Origin of the sequence: Kitasatospora sp. NPDC004723 (assembly GCF_040609255.1) — a bacterium.
In the GTDB taxonomy this organism is placed as follows: domain Bacteria; phylum Actinomycetota; class Actinomycetes; order Streptomycetales; family Streptomycetaceae; genus Kitasatospora.
In genome coordinates this window covers 52,469-75,270 of record NZ_JBEXJT010000012.1, presented here as the reverse complement: position 1 = coordinate 75,270, position 22,802 = coordinate 52,469, and the positions used below count along the sequence as shown (strand labels likewise).

At 74.1% G+C, this 22,802-nt stretch carries 16 protein-coding genes, 2 pseudogenes and 1 CRISPR repeat array; of the genes and pseudogenes, 8 read left to right on the top strand and 10 right to left on the bottom strand.

Annotation, left to right across the window (positions count from 1 at the left end):
• The first annotated feature begins 217 nt into the window (after positions 1-217).
• Positions 218-2,467, top strand: a complete 2,250-nt coding sequence (locus tag ABZW10_RS15245; RefSeq protein WP_355364581.1) for a SpoIIE family protein phosphatase — start codon at positions 218-220, stop codon at positions 2,465-2,467.
• 66 nt (positions 2,468-2,533) lie between these two features.
• On the opposite strand, the gene ABZW10_RS15240 is transcribed toward ABZW10_RS15245, so the two are convergent.
• The 6 genes from ABZW10_RS15240 to ABZW10_RS15215 all read right to left on the bottom strand — a co-directional run bounded on the left by ABZW10_RS15240 (position 2,534) and on the right by ABZW10_RS15215 (position 8,753).
• Positions 2,534-3,562 carry a DUF2637 domain-containing protein gene (locus ABZW10_RS15240; RefSeq protein ID WP_355364578.1) on the bottom strand — a complete coding sequence of 343 codons (1,029 nt, stop codon included), beginning with the start codon at positions 3,560-3,562 and terminating at the stop codon, positions 2,534-2,536.
• Between the two features lie 232 nt (positions 3,563-3,794).
• Entirely contained in the window at positions 3,795-4,781 is a 987-nt protein-coding gene (locus ABZW10_RS15235) for a (2Fe-2S)-binding protein (RefSeq protein ID WP_355364575.1), read from the bottom strand.
• A 179-nt stretch (positions 4,782-4,960) separates the two neighbouring features.
• Entirely contained in the window at positions 4,961-5,803 is an 843-nt protein-coding gene (locus ABZW10_RS15230) for a hypothetical protein (RefSeq protein ID WP_355364572.1), read from the bottom strand.
• Between the two features lie 197 nt (positions 5,804-6,000).
• Positions 6,001-6,867 (bottom strand): hypothetical protein, encoded by an 867-nt coding sequence (locus ABZW10_RS15225; RefSeq protein WP_355364569.1) that lies wholly within the window; start codon positions 6,865-6,867, stop codon positions 6,001-6,003.
• Between the two features lie 219 nt (positions 6,868-7,086).
• Complete coding sequence (locus tag ABZW10_RS15220; protein WP_355364566.1) at positions 7,087-7,686, bottom strand: nucleotidyltransferase family protein; 600 nt, start codon at positions 7,684-7,686, stop codon at positions 7,087-7,089.
• 71 nt (positions 7,687-7,757) lie between these two features.
• On the bottom strand, positions 7,758-8,753 hold the full coding sequence (locus ABZW10_RS15215) for a helix-turn-helix domain-containing protein (RefSeq protein ID WP_355364563.1): 996 nt from the start codon (positions 8,751-8,753) through the stop codon (positions 7,758-7,760).
• 122 nt (positions 8,754-8,875) lie between these two features.
• Between ABZW10_RS15215 and ABZW10_RS15210 the strand changes: the two genes are divergently transcribed.
• From ABZW10_RS15210 to ABZW10_RS15200, 3 genes are all read left to right on the top strand, one after another.
• Positions 8,876-9,790, top strand: a complete 915-nt coding sequence (locus ABZW10_RS15210) for an NAD-dependent epimerase/dehydratase family protein (RefSeq protein WP_355364560.1) — start codon at positions 8,876-8,878, stop codon at positions 9,788-9,790.
• A 157-nt stretch (positions 9,791-9,947) separates the two neighbouring features.
• A complete protein-coding gene (locus tag ABZW10_RS15205; protein ID WP_355364557.1) occupies positions 9,948-10,712 on the top strand; it encodes an HNH endonuclease family protein in 765 nt (254 codons plus the stop codon).
• Between the two features lie 157 nt (positions 10,713-10,869).
• Complete coding sequence (locus tag ABZW10_RS15200) at positions 10,870-12,516, top strand: alpha/beta hydrolase (protein ID WP_355364554.1); 1,647 nt, start codon at positions 10,870-10,872, stop codon at positions 12,514-12,516.
• Positions 12,517-12,583: 67 nt separating this feature from the next.
• Here the strand turns inward: ABZW10_RS15200 and ABZW10_RS15195 are convergent, their stop codons facing one another.
• Complete coding sequence (locus ABZW10_RS15195) at positions 12,584-14,986, bottom strand: glycosyltransferase family 39 protein (protein ID WP_355364551.1); 2,403 nt, start codon at positions 14,984-14,986, stop codon at positions 12,584-12,586.
• Between the two features lie 104 nt (positions 14,987-15,090).
• A complete protein-coding gene (locus ABZW10_RS15190) occupies positions 15,091-16,215 on the bottom strand; it encodes an alpha/beta hydrolase-fold protein (protein ID WP_355364548.1) in 1,125 nt (374 codons plus the stop codon).
• 149 nt (positions 16,216-16,364) lie between these two features.
• Here ABZW10_RS15190 and ABZW10_RS15185 point away from each other — a divergent pair, with 149 nt between their 5' ends.
• Both ABZW10_RS15185 and ABZW10_RS15180 read left to right on the top strand, forming a co-directional pair.
• A complete protein-coding gene (locus ABZW10_RS15185) occupies positions 16,365-17,381 on the top strand; it encodes a hypothetical protein (protein WP_355364545.1) in 1,017 nt (338 codons plus the stop codon).
• Positions 17,382-17,608: 227 nt separating this feature from the next.
• The gene (locus tag ABZW10_RS15180) at positions 17,609-18,418 is read left to right on the top strand and encodes a hypothetical protein (RefSeq protein ID WP_355364542.1); all 810 of its coding nucleotides are present in this window, start codon (positions 17,609-17,611) and stop codon (positions 18,416-18,418) included.
• A 27-nt stretch (positions 18,419-18,445) separates the two neighbouring features.
• On the opposite strand, the gene ABZW10_RS15175 is transcribed toward ABZW10_RS15180, so the two are convergent.
• Positions 18,446-18,748 carry a hypothetical protein gene (locus ABZW10_RS15175; protein WP_355364539.1) on the bottom strand — a complete coding sequence of 101 codons (303 nt, stop codon included), beginning with the start codon at positions 18,746-18,748 and terminating at the stop codon, positions 18,446-18,448.
• A 164-nt stretch (positions 18,749-18,912) separates the two neighbouring features.
• Between ABZW10_RS15175 and ABZW10_RS15170 the strand changes: the two are divergent.
• Positions 18,913-19,533 (top strand): annotated as a pseudogene (locus ABZW10_RS15170) (serine protease); the annotation flags it as partial.
• A 204-nt stretch (positions 19,534-19,737) separates the two neighbouring features.
• A pseudogene (locus ABZW10_RS15165) lies at positions 19,738-20,466 on the top strand (putative Ig domain-containing protein); the annotation flags it as partial.
• Between the two features lie 253 nt (positions 20,467-20,719).
• Positions 20,720-20,875: direct repeats of the CRISPR family, unit length 29 nt; unit sequence CTGCTCCCCGCGCACGCGGGGATGGTCCC.
• Between the two features lie 218 nt (positions 20,876-21,093).
• Here the strand turns inward: ABZW10_RS15165 and ABZW10_RS15160 are convergent.
• On the bottom strand, positions 21,094-22,740 hold the full coding sequence (locus ABZW10_RS15160) for a hypothetical protein (RefSeq protein WP_355364536.1): 1,647 nt from the start codon (positions 22,738-22,740) through the stop codon (positions 21,094-21,096).
• Between the last annotated feature and the right edge of the window lie 62 nt (positions 22,741-22,802).

Below are 22,802 nucleotides of genomic sequence, written 5' to 3'. Positions count from 1 at the left end.
AGGCGTACGACAAGGTTTCCGGCCCGTTGCCATTGCCGCTCGGCCGAACATTGGCCAGGATGGTGGGAATGTGTGCCCACGTGCGAGAAGCGGCGGGGAAAGACCACCTCGACCGATGACCGCCCATGGGCGCGCGACCGTCGAGCACCACTCATCACCCGCCACGCGGCCCGTCCGGACGGTCGGCGCGGTCCGCCACGGCAGCGGCAGGAGCAGCATGCCCACAGAGCCCGAGTCACCGGGGCCGGCCCTTCCCGCCGGTCCGACCACGACCGGCTCCGGGCGGGCCAGACCCCCCGCGCAGGCGGCCCGGCGGCACCCGCTGCGCACCGCCCCCGGCCTGGCGGCCGGCCGGCTGGCGCCGATGCTCTCCGGTGGTCTGCCGCTCTCCCCGGGTGACTCCACGCCGGACTGGCTCGAACCCGCGATGGCGGCCAACGGCATCGGCTCGTTCGACTGGGACATCCGCCGCGACGTCCTGGAGGGCGACCAGCGCGCCTGCGCCATCGTCGGCCTCGAAGCCGTCGAGAAGGGCCGCTTCGACCGCACCTCCGCCTCCTTCCTGGCCCTGCTCCACCCCGAGGACGCCCCCGTGGTGCGCCGCCGGGTCGAACGCGCCGTCGCCGAACTCGGCCAGTGCGGCGCCTACTACCGGACGGTCGGCCGGGGCGGTGCCACCCGGGCCGTCCGGTTCCGCGGCCGGGTCCTCGCCGACGCCTTCGGCCGCGCCTCCCGGATGGTCGGCTTCGTCTGGGACGCCACCGTCGAGCTGCACAAACGCGACCGCGCCGACCGGCTCGCCCTGCTGCGCGAGGAGCGTTCCCGCTTCATCAAGGAGGCCGCCCGCGCGCTCTCCGAGGCGGTCACGGTGCGGGACGTCGCCCGGGTCTTCACCGAGCTTCCGCTGCCCGGCCTGCCGCCGGACGGCCTGGTGCTCGCCTCCTTCGAGGCCGGCCGGGTGCAGATGCTCGGCGCCTCCGGCTACCCCACCGAGGAGCTGGCCGGCTACGACCGCTCGGTGCTGCCGCCGAGCCACCCCGCCGCCGAGGCGCTGCGGGGCCGCGCCCCGGTGTTCTGCGCCAGCCGCGAGGAGTACCGCGAGCGCTACCCGGACGTCTGGGAGCAGGTCCGCCGCACCACCCGCAGCTCCTGGGCCTTCCTGCCGCTGGTCGCCAGCGGCCGGGCGATCGGCCTCTGCGTGGTCAGCTTCGACGACGACCGCCGGCTGGACGCCGACGAGCGCACCCTGCTCTCCACCCTCGGCGGCCTGGTCGCGCAGTCCCTGGCCCGGGCCCGGCTGCACGACGCCGAGCACGAACTGGCGGCCGGCCTCCAGCGCGTCATGCTGCCGCGCACCGTGCCGTCCGTGCCGGGCGTCACCACCGCCGTCCGCTACCTGGCGGCCGGTTCCGGCCTGCAGATCGGCGGCGACTGGTACGACGTGGTGCCGCTGCCCGGCGGCCACGTCGGCCTGGTGATCGGCGACGTCCAGGGCCACGACGTGCACGCGGCCGGCATCATGGGCCAGCTGCGGATCGCCCTGCGCGCCTACGCCGCCGAGGGCCACCCGCCCGCCGCGGTGATGGCCCGGGCCTCGCGCTTCCTCGCCGACCTCGACACCGACCACTTCGCCACCTGCACCTACGCCGAGGTCAACGTCGACTACGGCGTGGTCTACGCCGTCCGGGCCGGCCACCTCGACCCGGTGGTGCGGCGCGGCGACGGCACCGCCACCACCGTCCCGGTGGCCGGCGGGCTGCCGCTCGGCATCGCCCCGGACGAGGAGTACCGGGTCACCCGGTTCAGCCTCGACCCGGGCGAGACCGTGCTGCTCTGCACCGACGGCCTGGTCGAGGCGCGCGGCATGGACCTCGACGAGGGCATCGCCCGGCTCACCGCGGTGCTCGCCGAGCCGCTCGCGAGCCCCGTCGCGAGCGGCCGCGACCCGCTGGACGAACTCGCCGACCGGATCGCCTCGCAGGCCGCCGACTCCAGCGAGCGCGAGGACGACATAGCGCTGCTCCTGCTGCGCTGGGACGGCCCCGAGGGCGGCCTGGCCGCGCAGCAGCTGCGCCGCCGGATCGGCCAGGCCGACCTCGCCCGGATCTCCGAGGTCCGCGCCGAGCTGCGGGACGCGCTGCGCCGCTGGGGGGTGGCCGAGCTGATCGACACCGCCGAACTGCTCTCCTCCGAGCTGGTCACCAACGCCATCCGGCACACCGACCGGGACGCCATGTTCACCGCCCGCCTCTACCGGGAGCCGGTCGCGGACGGCGGCCGGGCGCGGCTGCGGGTCGAGGTGGAGGACGAGTCGGACCTCTGGCCGACCCGTCGCACCCCGGGGGAGCAGGCGTCGTCCGGGCGCGGGCTGATGCTGGTCGAGGCGCTGGCCGACGGCTGGGGCGTGGAGCCCCGGGGGACGGGCAAGCGGATGTGGTTCGAGCTCAGCGTGACGCCCGCGGACTGAGGCTTCGGCGGACCGGCGTTCGGGGGACGGGCGTTCGGCGGACGGGCGTTCAGGAGCGCCGGGGCGTCAGCCGAACTGCTGCTCCAGGTCGTTCAGCTTCTGCTCCAGGAAGTCCAGCCGGGGCAGGGCCGCGGTGTTCTCCTCGGTCGTGAGGTCGACGGTGCGCCGCTCGGGCCTGGCCGGCAGGCCGGGCTCGGCGGCCGTGCCCTCGGCGCCGGGCCCGTCGGCGCCGGCCGTCCTGGCGGACTCCGAGCCGGACTCCAGCTGCCGGGGCGCCGCCGGGGGAGCCACACCGCCACGCTGGCGCCAGACGCTGTTGGTGCGGTTGATCGCCCGGATCTCGGCCCGTTCGCGGCGCCCCGCCAGCCGGCGGCGCTCCTTCTCCCGGATCCGCTCGCGCTTGTCGTTGCGGACGTCCTCGACCGCCTCGTCCAGGCTGCGGACGTTCTCCAGCAGCATCAGCGACCAGGCGGCGTAGGTCTCGCGCGGGGCGCGCAGCCAGCGGACGATCCGGATCTGCGGCAGCGGGCGGGGGACCAGCCCCTGCTCGCGCAGCGCGGCGCGGCGGGTCTGCTTGAGCGCCCGGTCGAACAGCACGGCGGCCGAGAGTGACATCCCCGCGAAGAACTGCGGCGCGCCGGCGTGGCCGAAGCCGCGCGGGGCGTGCACCCAGTTGAACCAGGCCGAGGCGCCGGCGAACAGCCAGACCAGCAGCCGGGAGCCGAGCGCCGCGTCGCCGTGGCTGGCCTCGCGCACCGCGAGCACCGAGCAGAACATCGCGGCCCCGTCCAGGCCGAACGGCACCAGGTACTCCCAGCCGCCGGACAGGTTGAGGTTCTGCACCCCGAAGCCGACCAGGCCGTGGAAGGAGAGCGCGGCGGCCACGGCCGCGCAGCAGAACAGCAGGGTGTAGGAGGCCCCGCCGTACAGGGACTCCTTGCGGCGCCGGCGCTCCTCGGCCCGCTCCCAGGAGTCCGCGCCGCTCCCGCCGCCCGTGCCGCCCCGGTTCCGGGCCAGGGCCACCAGGAGTGCGGTGAGCAGCAGCACCGCGACGCCGGTGACGGCCCAACCCAGCGGTATGTCGGACAATTTCATCGCCTGGACCAGCCTCGCTTTCCTGCGCCGCAATTCCTGCGTCGTGATGGCGGGGACCATCATGGCGGATGCGTGGTCGAAGAGCGGCCGATTTCCTGTCAATGCACCGGCGCGAGGGATTTCTGGCGGGGGATAAGTCGTTTCGTCATATTTATATGGAAAAAGGGGAGTCGGGAATTCCGGACCCGTCAAAGGTCTCGGTCCGGCCCGCGTCGGCCTGCGTAAAACTCCGTCAAACCCGCACGGTACGGGGGCAGCCCGCGCACATCGCCTCGATCCGCGCCGTGTAGACGAGGCAGCAACTGGCCCGGCACCGCTCGGACTGTTCGACGCGTGCCGGGGAGCCGGGCGCCGGAGCGGTGAATCCGGCGCCCGGCGTGAAGGGCGCGCACTCCGGCGCGCCGGGGCCGTCCGCGTCGAACAGTGCGCTGAGCTCCGTCCGTACGCGCTCCTCCTCGCCGAGCCGCCGGCCGACGTACCAGAGGCCCTCCACCACCGCGTCCGTGGCCATCGCCCAGAGCGTGCGCGGCCCGCGCCGCACCTCCGGACGGAAGGCCGTCAGCACCGGGGTCAGGAAGTCCGCCAGCGCCGCCCGGAGTTCGGCGGCCAGCGCGGTCTCGTCGGCCACCGTCCGCGCCGCCAGGACCGCCGCCGGATCGTGCGGCAGACAGACGAAGGCGTCCTGGCCCGCCGTCAGCTCGCCGCTGCGGCGGCGGATCGAGACATCGCCGGGCGCGAGCAGCGGCACCCGGCGCTCCAGGAACCACGGCAGGGTGAACAGCAGCGAGACCTGCCAGACGAACCGGTGCAGCCCGATGCCGGCCGCCACGTCCGGCCGCAGCGCCCGGCCGTAGCGGGCCAGGCCCTGCCGGGCGTCGTACGCGACCAACTCCCGCAGCGCGTCCGGGTCCGCCACCAGCTGCGCCCCCGCGATCCACCCCCGCCCGGAACGCGGCGGCGCGCAGCGCACCCGAAGCTCGGGAACCACCTCACCGAGCCGCCGGTAGGCGCCCACCGCGGGCGGCAGGGGGGCCTCGGCGCCGGCCGGGCCGGGCCGGTGGGCGGGTGCGGAGGCTGCGGGCGCGACGGGGGCGGGGGCGGTGCCCGCCGGTTCCGGGGCGGTGCGCGGGGGCGCGGTGGTGAGGGAGGGGGCGGGGCCGTGGCGGCGGGCGGTGGGGTCGGCCCGTTCGGCGGTGGGCCGGGCGCTGCTCGCGGTCATGGTCGTGCCCCTCGGGTCGACCGGGCCGACCGGACCGTCCGGTCCGTGCCCGGCCGGGGCGTGCCGTGACACCGCTGCGCCGTACGTCCGGGCCCGGCCGGTCGGGGCCCGACGGAGCCCGGGAACGGCAAGGCTGACCCGGCCGGGTCACTGCTCGACCCGGCCAGGTTAGCCTCACCTTAGCTGATCGGCCCCTGGCTCTGCCTCTCGACGCGTCCGTCCGAGGGGGCGCCCGGCGCGTGCCCCGTACCGAGCTGGCGCGCGAGCCAGACCGGTACGCCTCCGAGGGCCTGCACCAGCCGGGCCGCCTCCGCCCGCAGCCGCGCGGCCTCGGCCGGCCCGGACACCTCGGCCAGCGCGGCCAGCGCCGGGGCCACCCCCACCGTGAAGCCCAGTTGCTCGCGCAGCCGCAGCGAGGCGTCGAACCCCTCCCGCGCCCGCTCGCGGTCCCCCGCCGCGAGCGCCAGCGCGGCCAGGTGCCGCCAGGTCGACGAGCGCAGCAGCTCGTCGCCCCGCTCACCCGCGCCGTCGTGCGCCCGCCGGTAGGCGATCCAGGCCGCGGTCGGGTCGCGCAGCAGGTTCTCCGCGACCAGCCCCCGGCGGAAGTCCAGCAGTGGCCGGCCCGGTGCGTCCGGCGGCAGCAGGGCCGAGGTGCGGCCGAGCGCCGCCTGTGCCTCGTCCAGCCGGTCGCGGGCGCCGAGCACGCTGGCCACGTACGCCAGAAACCCCCGGGCGCAGGCCGCCGCCGCGCGCTGCTCGGTGGTCGCCGCGACGGCCTCGGCCAGTCGCAGCGCCTGCTCGGCCTGACCCCAGTGGGCGGCGGTGAACAGGCACTGCTCGATCAGCAGTTCGGCCCTGACGAGTGCTGCCGACGGGTCGCGCTCGGCGGTCGGCCGCAACAGCTCGGCGGCCTCCCGCCAGCACGCCCGGGACCGTAACCGCCATACGGTGTCCCCCGGCTCCGGAGGCGCCGCCGGCCCCCGTGCGTCCCGGCCACTAGGGCCCCATCCGTGCTCCGACAACGCCACCTCCTTGTGTGCGCCATCCAGCAGGAAGCGGGCCCCTCCCCACTCGTGGCATGACGCGCCACAGGCCCGCGCTGTGGCGGCAATTCAACACGGGGGCGAGCTTGTGCACCAGATCACGAGCGGAGGTTGTTGCGCTCGGCCGGGTTTTCGTCTAAACGATCAGCGGGCGGGCGGCCGGGGCCGAACGGGCCTCAGGACGTCCAGCCGGTCTCCATCAGAGCCTCCGCGGCGCCGTTCGCGGGCTGCGGCACACCCGCCAGGTCCAGGCTGAACAGGGCGACCAGCAGCTGCTCCCCGCGCACCGTGGCCTGGTGCGAATAGCCCGCAAGGGTGAACATCGCGGCGGCCATCTCCTCCGCGTGCAGGGTCTGCAGCCAGAGGCACTCGACCGACTTCACGTCCGCCGGCTCGGTCCAGGTGTCCACCTGGGCGACCATCCGGCTGCCCAGCAGGGTGACCCCGTCCCGCTCCTGGGCCTCCGTCAGCTCCAGGTCGTCGAAGCCCAGCCACTCCAGGTAGCGGGCCGCGGTGAACACCGCGTCCTGCGAGGTCCGCACCGGGTGCGGGCGGAACGGCGCGCGCCGCCGCCACGGCGCCGCCGGGGTGCCCGCGCCCGCGGCGGGCGGTGCCGCGGCGGGGGCGTCCGGCGAGTGCGCGGGCCGCGTCGGGTGCGGGTGGGAGGCCCGCGGGCCGGCGGCGGCGCCCAGCGGACCGGCGGTGGAGCCGCCCAGCCGGGTCGTCCGGTCCACCGGGAGGCGCACGGTGGCCCCGCAGTTGCAGGTGAACTCGGGCTGCGGCCACTGGTCGGAGCGCCCGCAGTGCGGACAGCGCATGCTCAGCCAGGAGTCCTCCCAGGACCGGAAGCGCACCTGCACCGGCACCCCGCCGCGCAGCAGCGGCACCTTGAGCGAGGCACCGCACGGGCAGGGCAGTGACGGTGGTTCGTAGAGGTGCTCCCGCCGGCAGGCGGGGCAGCGGATCGCCCGGGCGCCACCCGCCGCCCCCGGGCCGCGGCCGGCCGGGTCGTGTCCGGTGAAGTCGTCGGGCAGTCCGGGCATGGCGGGCACCGTCCGTTCGAGTCGGGGGTGGGTGACGTGTCCCATGCTCCCCGAAACCCGCCGGACACGGCGCGGAATGCGGCAATCCTCAGGGACGAATCAGGGGTGTGCGCTCGATCGGTCGGCGGCGAGGAGGAGAGGACTCCCCCTCGTGTGGGAGCCGGGGCCGTTCCCGGGGCGGACCGGGGTGAACGCGTGCGGCCCGGTCCGCCCCGTGAGTCACCCCGCGCCCCAGCGGGCGAGGTCGGCCGGGGTGTCCAGGTCGTCCGGGGCGGCGACGTCGGCGCACTCGACGAGGACGAGGTCGTCCGGATGCGCCGCCAGCAGGGCGCGCGCCCCCGCGTCGCCGTGTGCGGCGGCGAGCGCCGCGGCGAAGTGCCGGGCGCCGATCAGCACCGGATGCCCGCGCCGCCCGTGGTACGCCGCGGCGGCCAGCTCCGCCCCGGCCCGGTGCGCGGCCAGCAGCCGGGCCACCGCGGCCGGGCTCACCCCCGGGGTGTCCACCAGCATCACCAGCGCCGCCGAGGAGCGGGCCGGCAGGGCGGCCAGGCCGGTGCGCAGCGAGGAGCCCATGCCGCTCTCCCAGTCCGGATTGGCCACCAGACGGCAGCCCGGCAGGTGCGCCGTCGACCGCACCCGTGCCCGGTCCGCGCCCAGCACCACCGTCACCTCCCGGCAGCCGCCCGCCCGGGCCACCGCCGCCGCGTGTTCCACCAGCGGCCGGCCCCGGTAGCGGAGCAGCGCCTTCGGCCGCCCGCCCAGCCGCCGTCCACCTCCGGCGGCCAGCACCACGGCGGCCACCGCATCGCCCTGTTCCATGCGCTCAGCGTGCCCGCCCGGGGCCGCCGCCGAACAGCCCGGCGGTCGGCGGTCGGCGGTCGGCCGCTCGCTCAGCCGCGCGCGCGGGCCGTCGGCCGGGCGAAGTGCGCGCGGTAGGCGCGCGGGGTCATGCCGACCCGCTGGAGGAGGTGGCGGCGCAGCGAGTCGGGGGTGACGAAGCCGGTGCGGGCGGCGACCCGCTCGACCGGCAGCTCGGTGGACTCCAGCAGTTCCCGGGCCTGTTCGAGGCGCTGGGTGAGCAGCCACTGCAGCGGGGTGGTCCCGGTCTCGGCCTGGAAGCGGCGGTTGAGGGTGCGCACGCTCACCCCGGCGTGCGCGGCCAGTCCGGCCAGGCTGAGCGGCTCGGCGAGCCGGGCGAGGGCCCAGGCGCGGGTGGCGGCGAGCGAACTGCCGTCCGGGGCGGCCACCGGCGTGGGCAGGACCTGGCCCTGGCCGCCGTCGCGGACCGCCGAGACCGCCGCCAGCCGGGCCACCGCGTTGGCCACCGCCGCGCCGTGGTCGGTGCGCACCATGTGCAGGCACAGGTCGATGCCGGCGGTGAGCCCGGCCGAGGTGAGTACCGGGCCGTCGTCGACGAACAGCGCCTGTGGCAGTACCCGGACGTTGGGGAAGCGGTGCTCCAGCGCGCCCGCCTGCACCCAGTAGGTGGTGGCGCTGTGCCCGTCGAGCAGTCCGGCCTGGGCGAGCACGAAGGCGCCGGTGCAGATCGAGGCCATCCGCGCGCCCCGGCCGGCCGCGGTGCGCAGGGCCGCGAGGATCCGCTCGTCGGCGTCGGCCCGGGACGCCGACCCGGTGACGAGGACGGTGTCGGCCGTGGTGATCGTGTCCAGGCCGTGCGGGACGACGACCTGGAGGCTGCCGGTGCTCGCCACCGGGCCCGGCTCGACGGTGCAGATCCGCACCTGGTAGGCCGGGCGGCCGTCCACCTCGGCGGAGCCGAAGACGATGTCGGGGATGGTGAGGTCGAAGGCGGTGACCGGCGGCACGGCGACGACCGCGATCCGGTGGACGCCCGAGGGGGCGGTCGTGGGCGCGGACGAGGGCATGGCCAGAACCTCCGGAACCTTGGCAGCCGGAGCCCTGCCGTGCGGCGGGGCCCTGGCCGAGAGTTGATCACGGCGCCGCGCAGTCCGGCGCCACCACCCCTCAGGCAACCAAGGAGCCTCCCATGTCCTTCCACGTCGTCACCGGCGCCGGCCCGACCGGTACCGCCACCGCACTGCGCCTGGCCGGTGAGGGCGAGCGGGTCCGCCTGGTCACCCGGCGCGGCAGCGGTCCCGAGCACCCGGGCATCGAGCGGGTCGCCGCCGACGCCACCGACGCCGACGCCCTCACCGCGCTCGTCGAGGGCGCGCACGCGCTGATCAACTGCGCGGCCCCGCAGTACCACCGCTGGCTGACCGAGTTCCCGCCGCTCGCCGCCGCCCTGCTGACCACCGCCGAGCGGACCGGCGCGGGCTACGTCATGCTCGGCAACGTCTACGGCTACGGCCCGGTGGCCGGCCCGCTCACCGAGGACCTGCCGGCCGCCCCGACCAGCCGCAAGGGCACGCTGCGGGCGGCCCTGTGGGCGGACGCGCTGGCCGCCCACGAGGCGGGCCGCGCGCGCGTCACCGAGGTGCGGGCCAGCGACTTCGTCGGACGCGGCGCCACGTCGCTGTTCGCCATCACCGTGGTGCCCGCCGTGGTGGCGGGCGAGCCGGTGGGCTACCCCGCCGACCTGGACGCGGCGCACAGCTGGAGCTACGTCGGCGACGTGGCCGCCACGCTGGTCGCCGCAGCGCGCAACGAGACGTCCTGGGGCCGGGCCTGGCACGTGCCCAGCACCAGCGAGGCGTCCCCCCGCGAGCTGGCCGGGCGGCTGGCGGAGGCGGCCGGGGCGCCGGAGCCGGCGCTCACCGAGGTCTCCCGGGCGGCGCTGGCCCGCTCCGGCAACGAGATCCTCGCCGAGGTGGAGGAGATGGGCTACCTGTACGACCGGCCGCTGCTGCTCGACTCGACGGTGACGCGGGAGACGCTGGGGGTGGCGGCGACCCCGCTGGAGACGGTGGTGGAGGAGAGCGTCCGCGCGCTGCGGCCCTGAGCGCGGATGCGGTGGGGCGGCCGGGCGGTGGGGCGGCGGGCTTCCCGGTGTGAGCTTCGCCATGATCGAAATGCTCCCTGTTGTGGTGGCTTGACCGCCCGCTGGGCGGCTGGTCTGCTGGTACGCCGTCAGCAGCCCGCCCACTTGGGGAGTCCCCGTGCCCGCCCGTCGCACCACCCTGTCCGCCGCCGCCACCGTCCTCCTGATATCCGCCGTGGTGCTGAGCAGCTGCTCGGACGACAAGAAGCCGGGCGGCGGCGCGTCCACCGGGGCGGCGGGTGCCGCGAGCCGGGGCACCAGCCCGCTGGAGAACCCCGACGGCACCAAGCCCGGTCTGGCGCCGCTGACTTCGGCCGAGGACCAGAAGGCGGGCCGCGAGCTGATAGCCAAGGTCGCCACCGCCGCCGCCGGCCCCAAGGACGGCTACGACCGCAATGAGTTCGGACCGGCCTGGACCGACAACGTGGACGGCATACCGGGCGGTCACAACAACTGCGACACCCGCAACGACCTGCTGGCCCGGGACGGTTCGGCGGTCGAGCGCAAGGACGGCTCGAAGTGCACGGTCACCTCGATGACCATCTACGACCCGTACACCGGCAAGACGGTCGACTGGAACAAGCAGCAGGCCTCGAAGATCCAGATCGACCATGTGATGCCGCTGTCCTACGACTGGCAGATGGGCGCCAGCAAGTGGGAGAAGCTGAAGCGGGTGCAGATCGCCAACGACCCGCTCAACCTCATCCCGGCCGACGGCTCGCAGAACGCCTCCAAGGGCGACTCCGGCCCGGCCGCCTGGCTGCCCGCCAACCCGGAGATCCGTTGCTCGTACGCGGTGCGCTTCGCACAGGTGTCGCTGAAGTACCAGCTGCCGGTGACGGAGGCCGACAAGAAGGCGATGCTGCAGCAGTGCGGCGGCTGACGAGCGGCTGACGAGCGGCAGGGAAACAGCCGAGGAAACGTTTCCTCGGACGGTTCGTCGCTCTTTGTCCCGAAGCGCGCGGGACGGGCGGGGCGCCGGCGGGTGGGGCACCGTCAGCCATGTGATCGTCAGGTGGTATTCGTGTGCGGTGCATTCGATGATCACACGGTTCTCGCGACGCGCCCTGCCCGCCGTCGCCGCGGCCGCCCTGCTGGCCGCCTGTACCAGCTCGGGCGGTTCCACCGACGCGGCCTCCGGCACGCCGTCCCCCGCCGCGACCACCACGCCGTCGCCCACGGACCCGGCGACCGCCACCCCGCCGCCCACCCCCACCGCCACGCCCACGCCGACCGTCAAGCCCACCGGCCAGGCGGACCCGGCCCTCCAGGCCTTCTACGGTCAGCAGCTCACCTGGGCGGCCTGCAAGGACGACCCGAAGACCACGAAGATCGACGAGTCGGCGGTGCAGTGCGCCACCCTCAAGGTCCCGCTGGACTACGCCGACCCGGCCGGCGGGGGCCTCGACGTCGGCGTCGCCCGGATCGGCAGCGCCAAGCCCGGCGAGCGGAGCGGCTCCCTGCTGGTCAACCCGGGCGGGCCCGGCGTGAGCGGCGTCACCATGGTCCAGCGCGGCCAGAAGGACTACGACGGCCCGCTGCGCGACCACTACGACATCGTCGGCTTCGACCCGCGAGGGGTCGGCCTCAGCTCGCCGGTCAACTGCCTGGACGACAAGGCCCGTGACACCTGGCTCACCACCGACGACCTCGGCCCCGAGCACGGCAAGGTCCTCGCGGACGCCTGCCAGGCCAAGTACGGCAAGCTGCTGGAGCACATCGGCACCCGCGACACCGTCCGCGACATGGACGTGCTGCGGGCCGCGCTCGGCGACCAGAAGCTCAGCTACTTCGGGCTGTCCTACGGCACCTACATCGGCAGCGTCTACGCCGAGGAGTTCCCGGACCGCGTCGGCCGGCTCGTCCTGGACGGCGCGGTCGACCCGGCCAAGTCGCTGGTCGAGAACAACATCGAGCAGTACGGGGGCTTCGAGCGCTCGCTGCGCGCCTTCGCCGCCGACTGCGCCAAGCAGAAGCAGTGTCCGCTCGGCAAGGACCCGGACAAGGCGCCCGAGAAGCTCGCCGACTTCCTCGACGGGCTCAAGCAGAAGCCGCTCACCACCAAGGACGGGCGCGTCCTCACCTCCGCCGCGGCGTGGACCGGCGTGATCGAGGGCCTCTACGGCGACGAGCGCGGCTGGGAGGAGCTGCGGAACGTGCTGGCGCAGGCCATGGTCAACGGCAAGGGCGACTACCTGTTCATGTACGCGGACAGCTACAACAAGCGCGACAAGGACGGCCACTACCCCGCTTCGGGCGACGCCTACACCGCCGTCTACTGCGCCGACGGCGCGACCGGCGTCCCGACCGGTGACGCGCTGCAGGCCGCGTACGCCGAGATGGCGTCCAAGGCCCCGCTGATCAGCCGACGCGAGCCGGGAGCCGCGCTGTTCGACCCCGACTGCCGCAGCTGGCCGTTCCGCTCGCCCGAGAAGGCGCACCCGATCACCTCGAAGGCCGCGACGCCGATCCTGGTGGTCGGCTCGACCGGCGACGCGGCCACCCCGTACGCCAACGCCGAGAAGCTCGCCGCCGAGCTCGGCAACGCCGTGCTGCTCACCCGCGAGGGCGAGGGGCACACCGGCTACGGGCACAGCGAGTGCATCCGCACGGCCGTGAACGCCTTCCTCGTCGACGGCACGGTGCCGGCGGCCGGGACGCGCTGCGCGACCGACGCCGCGAAGTGATTCCCCGGCACAGCACAACGGCGGGGCGCGGCACGGTCGTTCACCGTGCCGCGCCCCGCCGTCAGGGTCAGGACACGGGGGACCGGGTCAGGTCGTAGAAGGTCGAGCCGCCGACGGTGCGGGCGGTGTAGTGGCTCGCCACCCACTCCTCGATCTGCGAGGTCTGCGACCTGGCCGACTCGCGGTCCCGGCCGCCGCCGGCGGCACCGTTCGTGCCGGGCGTCTCGGTGAGGGCGCCGCGCGGGTCGCCGCCGGCGACGAACCAGTGCACCTTGCCCTCCTGCACGTACTTCTGGAAGGCCTCCAGGCTCAGCGAGGGGTCGCTGCTGTTGAAGCCGCCGAGGGCCATCACCGGGACGCCGGAGGCGAGTTGGTAGCTGGCGGCGTTCTGCGAGCCGCTGGTGGCGGCGGCCCAGCGGTAGCCGTCGGCGCCCTCCTTGAGCAGGTCGGCCGCCTCCGTGCTCACCTTGGTGCCGTTCAGCAGCCCGCCCATGCCGCCCATGCCGCCCGGGACGCCGCCGCGGGTGCGGTTGCCGTCCTGGCCGCCGTTCTGCTGCGGGAAGCCCGGGATGCCGCCCTGGCTGCTGCCGGGGACACCACCCTGCTGCTGCGGGGCGCCGGGGAAGCCGGGGAAGCCGCCCGTGCCGCCCGGACCGCCCGCGACGCGTCGGCCGCCGCCCGGTCCGAAGCCGCCCTCCACGGCCGGCCCGGCCAGCACGATCGAGCCCTGGTGCGGGGTGTTGACCGTCTCCACCGCGTACGCCGCCGGTCCGCCCAGCGCCGCCGCCGCGCCCAGCAGGCCCGCCACCGCGGTCAGCCGCCCGGCGAGCCGCGAGGACCCGGCCGCGGCCCCGTCCGCCCGGCGCGCGAGCCGCGACGCCAGCGGCCCGGCGACCAGCAGCGCCACGGCCGCGAGCAGCCCGCCGGCCAGGACCGTCGGCCGCAGCCACGGCACGAAGTCCTTGCTGCGCCCGAGCAGCACGTACGCCCACACCGCCGTCACCGCGAGCGTGCCGGCCAGCACCGCCGCGTACGGCAGTCGGTGCCGGGCCCGCCACAGCCCGTCGACGCCGATGCCGACCAGCGCCGCGACCGCCGGGGCCAGCGCCACCGTGTAGTACTGGTGGAAGATCCCGGACATGAAGCTGAAGGTCAGCGCGGTGCAGAGGAGCCAGCCGCCCCACACCAGGAACGCGGTGCGCGCGGTGTCCGTCCGGGCGCGGCGGCGGGTCGCCCACAGACCGAACACCAGCAGGATCAGCGCGGCGGGCAGCAGCCAGGCGATCTGACCGCCGATGTCGCCGTCGAACAGCCGGGTGATGCCGGTCGTGCCCCAGCCGCCCCCGCCGCGCATCCCGCCGGGCGGACCCCCGGCCGTCGCGCCGCCGGGCCCGGCGTCGAAGGCCGCCTCGAACCCGCCCGCCATCCGGTTGCGGCCGCCGCCGACGCTGCCGGTCTCGTTGCCGTTGAGCCGGCCGAAGCCGTTGTAGCCGAAGGTGAGCGAGAGGAAGCTGTTGTCCTGCGAGCCGCCGATGTACGGCCGCGCCGAGGCCGGGACCAGCTCGACCACCGCGACCCACCAGCCGCCGGCGAGCACCATCGCCAGCCCGCCGGCCAGCAGCTGGCGGACCCGGCGCCACAGCCCGGTCGGCGCCACCACCAGGTAGACCAGCGCGAACGCGGGCAGGACCAGGAACGCCTGCAGGGTCTTGGTGAGGAAGGCGAGCCCGAGCATCACCCCGGTGAACACCAGCCACCGGGTGCCGGCCGCCTCGACGGCCCGCAGCAGCCCGTACGCGGCCAGGGTGAGCAGCAGCACCAGCAGCGCGTCCGGGTTGTTGAAGCGGAACATCAGCGCCGCCACCGGCGTCAGCGCGAACGCCACGCCGGTCAGCAGCCCGGCGAGCGGCGAGAAGCGCCGGCGCACCGCCGCGTACAGCACGGCCACCGTGGCCACCGCCATCAGCGCCTGCGGGGCCAGCACCGACCAGGAGGAGAGCCCGAAGACCCGGGCCGCGAGCGCCATCGGCCAGAGCGCGAGCGGCGGCTTGTCGACGGTGATGAAGTTCCCGGCGTCCGAGGAGCCGTAGAAGAAGGCCTTCCAGCTCTGGCTGCCCGCCTGGGCGGCGGCCGAGTAGAAGGAGTTGGCCCAGCCGGAGGCGGACAGGCCCCAGAGGTAGAGGACGGCGGTGGCCGCCAGCAGCGCCAGCAGCGCGGGCCGCACCCAGCGCGGGTCGTCGGCCCGCCCGCGCCAGGTCCGGCCCGGCAGGGTCCGCAGCCGCTCCGCCCAGGAGGCCGGCCCCTTGGGACCGGTGGGCGGCGGCGGGAGCTCCGGGAACAGCGGCGGCCCGGCGGGCCGCCCGGGCGCCGACCCCTCCGGCGCGGGGGTGGGCGGCAGCACCGGGGGCGGGTAGTCCCCGGCCTCCGGCCAGGGCTCGCCGGCCGGTGGGGTGAGGCTGGTCGTGGTCATGGGCGCTACGTTCGGGCGCCCGGCTGAGAGAACCGTGAGACGCGGGTATGAGCGGCCTGTGATCCTCGCGGCGGCGTGCGTTGTTCACACGGCCGGCGCAACCGTCATGCCGCCTGCGGCATCGTCAGGTGCTTGCCGAGCCACTCCAGGGCGGGCGGGATCTCCCGGGTCCAGGTGTGGAAGTTGTGGCCGCCGGTGTCGAGGGTGATGGTGGAGAGCTTGGTCGGCGCCTTGAAGGAGTTGACCATGGCCTGGGTGCCCTCGTAGTTGTTCTCGTCGTAGCTGGTGGCGAGCAGCAGCGAGACCGGCTCGGCGGGCTTGTTCTTCAGCCGCCAGACCAGGTCGTTCTCCTGCTTCAGCTGGGCGTTGCCCGCGAACAGGTCGCCGGTGGTCTCGTCGATCGGCGCGGTGTAGTAGCCGGAGAGCGAGATCGCGGAGCGGTAGGCGTCCGGCTTGCGCAGCGCGAACTTGAGGGCGCAGTAGCCGCCGGTCGAGTTGCCGATCACCGCGCGGTTGGCCGGGTCGGTGCCGATCCGGTAGTTGGCGGACAGCGCCGTCGGCAGGTCGCTGGTGAAGAAGGTCTCCACCTGGGGCCCGCCGGGGATGTCCATGCACTCGGTGTCGCGGTTGCCGGACAGTGTCGGACGCATCAGCACCAGGACGGTCGGCGGCAGCTTGTTCTGCTCGATCGCGGTCAGCGTGGACGCCGGGTACTGCATCAGCGTGATCAGCTTCTCCGCCGAGCCCGGGTAGCCGGCCAGCACCAGCGCCATCGGGAACTTGCGCTGCGCGTACTCCGGCTGGAAGTACTGCGGCGGAAGATAGACGAAGGCGTCGCTGTTCAGCCCGCTCGCCCTGCCCCGGACCGACACCTCCTGGATCAGCCCGGAGCGGTCGCGGGCCGAGCCCTGCGCCGAGTACATGTTCTTCTCGCCGGTGACGGCCAGCGCGGCGGCCGCGTTCGGCTGGTGGTCGACCACCTCGCCGGGCTTGCCGTTGGTGCCGAGCAGGTCGCTCCAGGAGCTGTAGAAGCCGAAGTAGCCGTTGGCGATCAGCCCCATGGCGACGAGCACCGCGAGCTGGGTGGCGAGGAACGCGCCGAGCCGGCCGCTCCAGGCCTTCCAGCCGCCGCCGCCGAATCTCGGCCAGAGCCACATCGTGGCGGCGAACACGCCGATCGCGATGACGGAGGCGATGATCTGGAGGGGGAGACCCGTGAGGCTGAGCACGGACCGATCGTAGTTGACGTCGGAGACCGCTCCGTGCGCTCCGTCGTACGCCCCCGCTACGCTTCGGTGCGCTGCAAATGCGCCCTGTTGACCGCGTCTTGTCGGATCGCAATCATGTCCGCGGGGACAGCAGACAGCACGGAGTGTGCATGGATCAGTACCGAGAGATCAATCGGGGGAGCGGCATGAAGTCCTTCACCAAGGCCGGCGTCGCGGTGGGCACCGCCCTGCTGCTGGCGGCCTGTTCGAGCGGTGGCTCGGGCGGTGGATCCGCCAGTGGTTCGGGCAGCGAACCGGCATCGTCCGGCCCGTCCGACGGCTTCAACACCGCCCTGCCAGCCCCGACCCGCACCGCGACACCCACCCCGACTCCGACCCCGACGCCGTACGGGCCCGTCCTGGCCGGCTACATCGACCCGGTCGGCGTCGCGCTCGGCAAGATCAACCCGTCGGCCAGCCTGAACAACTTCATGATCGGCCTGCAGGAGGCGGCCGGCGCGGCCAACTCCGCGAGCAGCGGACTCGGCCTGAGCGACACCCCGGCCGCCGTCGGCACCACCAAGCGCCAGCTGGTGAACGCGCTGTCGCAGCTCGCCACCGACCTGACCAAGATCCGTACCGGCGTCAAGTCCAAGACCTACTGCACCACCGGCTCCGCCTACGCCCAGGTCGGCCTCTCCGAGGGGCTGAAGGCGATACCGGCCGCCCTCGCCGAGATGACGGCCGCCGGGTACACCACCAACTTCACCGTCCCGCAGACGCCGCAGCCGCAGACCCGCTCGCTGGACAACGGCACCTTCGTCACCAAGGGCCGGCTGCGGGGCGGCGGCGAGTTCCACGTCGACAACACCGCCGGCACCGTCGACTCCGTGGTGTCGCTCTACAAGGGCGGCAAGACGGTCCACTCGCTGTACGTCGGCAAGGGCAAGGAAGCGGCGATCGAGGGCGTCGAGGACGGCGACTACGACGTCTTCTTCTCCGAGGGCGTCGACTGGGACTCCTCGCTGAAGATGTTCACCCAGAGCTGCAGCTACACGAAGTTCGACGACTCGCTGTCCTACACCAGTGGCCGGAACTACGTCTCCTGGACGATCACGCTGACCGCCAAGGTCGGCGGCAACGCCAAGACCAGCGACGTGGACGAGGAGAGCTTCCCGCAGCAGTAGGCGCCACCGCGTTCAGTGGACGGGGGCACCGCCGGCCGGACGGTCCGGCGGTGCCCCCGGATCCCGGCGCGCTGACCCGCCCGTCGATGCTGCGGCGGGCGGTGGAGGCCGTCGGTTAGGCTCTCCGATCGGCCAAATCGCCTCCGGGGGAAGGACTTCGGCGACGGACCGGACTGTCGGGCGCCTCTTGCGGGGCAATTGTCGGTGCCGCGTGCCAGACTCCCGGCATGGCTCCTGAACCGCTCGCCACCCTCACCTTCGCCGCCTGGCGCCGCCTCGACCGCACCGCCGCCAGCCGTCTCGCCACCCAGATCGCGGGCAGTGTCGGCGGCCGGCTCGACCGGGTCGAGGAGGTCGAGCACCTGGGCGCGCCGCTGCACCGGGTGCTGGTCGAGCGCGGTGGGCGGATGTTCGCGCTGATACCGGGTGGGCGGGTCACCGTGGGCTTCGACACGGCGAGTTGGCGGCCGTCCCCCGAACTCCTGGCCTGCTACCGGGAGGAGAGCGTCAGCCAGGGCTTCGGTGACGGGGACCTGCACGCCCACCTCGCCCGGGTCCTCAGCCCGCGCCGGACCGTCACCGTGCCGACGCTGCTGATGGCCGTGGAGGGCGAACCGCTGGAGGAGGAGCCCGCCGACCTGCCGGCCGTCCTCGCCCACGAGGGCCTGCGCCTGCCCACCCCCGACGAGTGGGAGCACGGCTGCGGGGCCGGAGCGCACACCCTGTTCCGCTGGGGCGACGAGTGCCCGCTCGACCGCATCCCGTACGGCCCCGAGCCCGGCCCGCACACCGGCCCCAACGCCTTCGGCCTGCGCATCGCCCACGACACCTACCACTCGGAGATCACCAGCGACCCCGGCACCATCTACGGCGGCGACGGCGGCGAGTCCGTCTGCGGCGGCTACGGCACCGTCCTCGCCTGGCTGCCGCTCGCCACCGCCAACCGGCACCCGGACCTCGCCGCCATGGTCTTCGACGAGGACGGCGACTACTGCACCGAAGACCTCTCCGCCCGCCCCGTCCTCGCCCTCCGCTGACGCCTCGGCCGTCACTCCTCCTGGCCGTTACTCCTCCTCGGCCCACTCCGGGATGCTCCACCGCAGCACCGTCCCGCCGTCCGCACCACGGTCCAGGGTGACGGGGTACACCCGCCCCCGGTCCCGCTCACCGTGGTGCTGGACGGCGTGGTCGCCCTGGCACCACCCGAAGCCGAGCACCGGGCAGCCGCCGACCTCGATCTCGCCGACGGCCGGCGGGCGGGTGCGGCTGGCGCACGCGAACCGCTGGTGCGCCTCCTCCCGGTCCCGCCCCCCAGTAGCTGACCAGTAGCTGACATCGGCGAGCCCGTCGGCCGACTCCCGCTCCAACCCGAGCGGCTCCGGCAGCCGTACCGGTGATCCGGCGCCTCCGGGCGGATTTCTCCGCCTGACTTCTGCTCACACCGTTGACCAATTGATGTGGTCATGGCACTTTCGTGCGGCGCGGGCGTCCGCAACCGGTCGTACGCCCCGCATCCCCCACAAGGAGAGCCATGTTCAAGAGACTTGCCGCCGCGTCCGCCGCGAGCGTCGTCATCGCGGGGGTCCTGACCTCCGTGGCGGTCGCGCCCGCGCAGGCGGTGCAGGCCGGTGACCTGACGTCCACCATCGCGCTGAGCAACTGCTCGGCCTCGCTGGTGCGTTACCCCTCCTCGGTCGACGCCGACCGGGCCCTCATGCTCACCAACGGGCACTGCCTGCCGACCATGCCGTCCGCCGGCCAGGTCATCCAGAACCAGTCCGCCAGCCGCAGCGGCACCCTGCTCAACGCTTCCGGCGGTTCCCTCGGCACCGTGACGGCCGACAAGATCCTCTACGCCACGATGACCGGCACGGACGTCGCGCTGTACCAACTCACCGACACCTTCGGGTCGATCACCTCCAAGTTCGGTGCGACGGCGCTGACCATCAGTGACACCCACCCGGTCGACGGCTCGGCGATGTTCATACCCTCCTCGTACTGGAAGCAGACCTGGAACTGCTCCGTCAACGGCTTCGTCGGCACACTGCGCGAGGACGCGTGGACCTGGCACGACTCCCTCCGCTACAGCTCCGGCTGCAACACCACGCACGGCACCTCCGGTTCGCCGATCGTCGACGCCGCGACGAAGAAGGTCGTCGGCATCAACAACACCGGCAACGACGACGGCCAGATGTGCACGCTCAACAACCCCTGCGAGGTGGCGGCCGACGGAACCACCGCGGCCTACCAGGGGCAGAGCTACGGCCAGGAGACCTACTGGTTCACCACCTGCCTGGGCAACGGCCGCGTCATCGACCTCAACGTCAGCGGCTGCCTGCTGACGAAGCCCGCGGGCAGCGGCTCCGTCTCGGTCGTGAACCCGGGCAACCAGTCGACGGCGGTGGGCGGTTCGGCGAACCTCCAGATCCAGGCGAGCGGCGGTTCGACGCCGTACACCTACACCGCCACCGGGCTGCCGGCCGGCCTGTCGATCAACGCCTCCACCGGCGTGATCAGCGGCACCGCGACCACGGCCGGCACCTACAACGTCACCGTGACGGCGAAGGACTCGGCCGCCAGGACGGGCAGCGCGAGCTTCACCTGGACCGTCACCGGCGGTGGCGGCGGCACCTGCACCCCGGCGCAGCTGCTCGGCAACGCGGGCTTCGAGACCGGCACGGCCGCGCCGTGGACGACCTCCAGCGGCGTGGTCGACAACTCGTCCTCGCAGGCGCCGCACGGCGGTTCGTGGAAGGCGTGGCTGAACGGCTACGGCTCGACGCACACCGACACGCTGTCCCAGACGGTGACCATCCCGGCGGGCTGCTCGGCGACGCTGAGCTTCTACCTGCACATCGACACGGCCGAGTCCGGCACGACGGCGTACGACAAGCTGGCCGTCCAGGTGAACGGCACCACGCTGAAGACCTACTCGAACGTCGACGCGGCCGCCGGCTACCAGCTGCGGACCTTCGACCTGTCGGCCTACGCGGGCCAGACGGTGACCCTCAAGTTCACCGGCACCGAGGACGTCTCGCTGCAGACCAGCTTCGTGATCGACGACACCTCGATCACCACAAGCTGACCTGTCGGTTGACCCCTCCCGCCTGCCGCCCGGCCCCGAGCCGGGTGGCAGGCGTGTCGTGTGGGCGCTTGCCCGGTGTAGGAAGTCGGACAGGCCGACTTCCTACGCCGCGCAAGCTGTCCGACGCCTCCGGCGGAACCTGGGTAGGCTGCTCTCACGCCGGCCAGGAAGCATCCCGAAAGCCCGACATGCCCGTTTCCCGACAAGTTGCAGAATCACGCCCCATCCCCGCATAAACCCGCAGCTCACGAACTCTGCTCCCCGCGCACGCGGGGATGGTCCCAGGGCCAGCGTCTCCGAGGAGACCTGGTAGCCGCTGCTCCCCGCGCACGCGGGGATGGTCCCGTGCAGGCCAAGGACGCGGCCAACACGGCCGGCTGCTCCCCGCGCACGCGGGGATGGTCCCTGGCGCAGCTGCTGGTAGGTAGTCGGCCGTGGTTGGCGGTCGATCGGGATGGGCGCCGGTGTGACGTGGCGGTTCCTGCTGTGAGCGCGTTCCGCTGTGCCTGGGTTACCGGAAGTCAGGATGGTCGGCTTTGGAGGACCGGGGAACCAGGGGTGGCCGGATCCCGCTGATCTGCGGCGTCCGGCCACCGCAAGCGCCATCCGTTGCGGCGGGCCGCCGGCTCACTGCGGAGGGGGAAGTTCGCCGAGGAGGATGCGCCCGTCCACCGTTCCGAGCACGAGCTGCCCGGGCGCGGTCGCGGCGAGGGAGAGGGCCACCGTCGGGACGCCGCCCACCGAGAGCGGGGCGCGCCGGCGGACGGTGCCGTCGGCCGCGTCGAGGGCGACGATCTCGCCCGAGAGGAGGGCGGCGAACACGGTGTCGCCGTCGGAGTCGAGCGCCGTGACCGGGTGGTCCACGGGGAACACCCACCGCGGCGCGCCGTCCGGGAAGCGGCGGCAGGCGACGAAGGCGGGGTCGGCCTTCGGCCCGCGGTCGACGTGGATCTCGCCGGCGTGGACCAGGGCGCCGCCCGTTCCGTCGCTCCCCGCGAGGCGGACGGCCGGGCCGCCGGTGAGACGACGGGAGCGCTTGCCGTCCCAGTCGAGCGGGAACAGCCGGCGGGTCTCCGGCCTGCGGCCCTCGCGCTTCGCGGGGTCGACGGCGACGACCCACTGGTCCTTCCAGTACTCCTTCTTCCCGCCCTGGAGGAACAGCAGTTCGGGGCTGCGCCGTACCCCGAAGTACATGTTGAGGGAGTCGTAGCAGCCGAGCGCCGGCCCGGCGGACCGCGTGCCGTCGGGGGCGAGCAGGGTCATCCGGGTGTTCCGCCGTTCGAGGCGGGTGTCACGGAGGGCGAGCCGGCCGTCGAGACCGGCGGCGAGGGCGGCGGGGAAACCGGCGTCGACGGTGTCGAGGGTGCTGCCGTCGGCGAGCGAGACCCGTTCGACGAGGCCGGGGACCTCCTCCCACCCGACGCCGTGTGCCCAGCGGCTCGGGCGGGCCACATTGACCCAGGCGGACGTTCGGTCGGGGGAGATGTGCAGTTCACGCGCACCGTCCGGGTCCGGCACCGACCACTGCGACTCACCGGACGGCGACCAGCTCTCCAGCTTCGTCCCCTCCAGCGCGGCCAGCACTCGCCCGTCGTCCAGCGCCTCCAGTGCCCACACCTGGCGCCGCGGCGACCACGTCGCGCCGTGCGCGTCGGCGAGCGCGGCGAGCGTCTCGCGGGCGGCCTGCTTGACACCCTCGGGGCGGCGCGACGCCCTGACGCGTGGGCCGGTGAGGTCCTTGTAGGAGATGCTGCGGGGGGCGACCCGGCGCCAGTCGTCGCGTTCGAGGACGGGGGCGAAGCCGTGGGTCTCGGGGGCGTCGTCCGCGTCGTCGTCGGGCGGGGCCACGACCAGCTCCAGCGCGCGGCCGTCCTCCCGCCAGCGCACTCGGCGGACTTCCCAGAGGCCTTCCAGCACGGAGGTGGTGGTGCCGTCCTCCAGGTCGACGATCAGGAGTTCGCCCTCGTACATGTAGCCGCCGTCGTACGCGCCGGTGCCGACGGCGAGCAGGGGGAGGTGGGGGTGGAGGGCGAGGTCGAGCACGGGCCACCGGGTTCGGACGAGCTGCCGGCAGCGGAGGTCGTCGAGCCCGTAGACACCGACGCGGTAGCCGTACCAGGAGTTGAGCGCACGGCCGCCCCACTGCAGGTCGCCGACGCTTCCGCCGACGGCGATCAGCCCGCGCGCGTCGTCGCGGGCGAGGGCACTGGGCTTCCCGGCCTCGGCGAACGGCCCACCGCCGAGGATCCGGTGGATGTGCAGGGGCTCGTGCATGGGGCGCTCCTCCGGGCAGATCGTCGGAAGATCCTCCCACGTCATCGGCTGGGAGCAGTCGC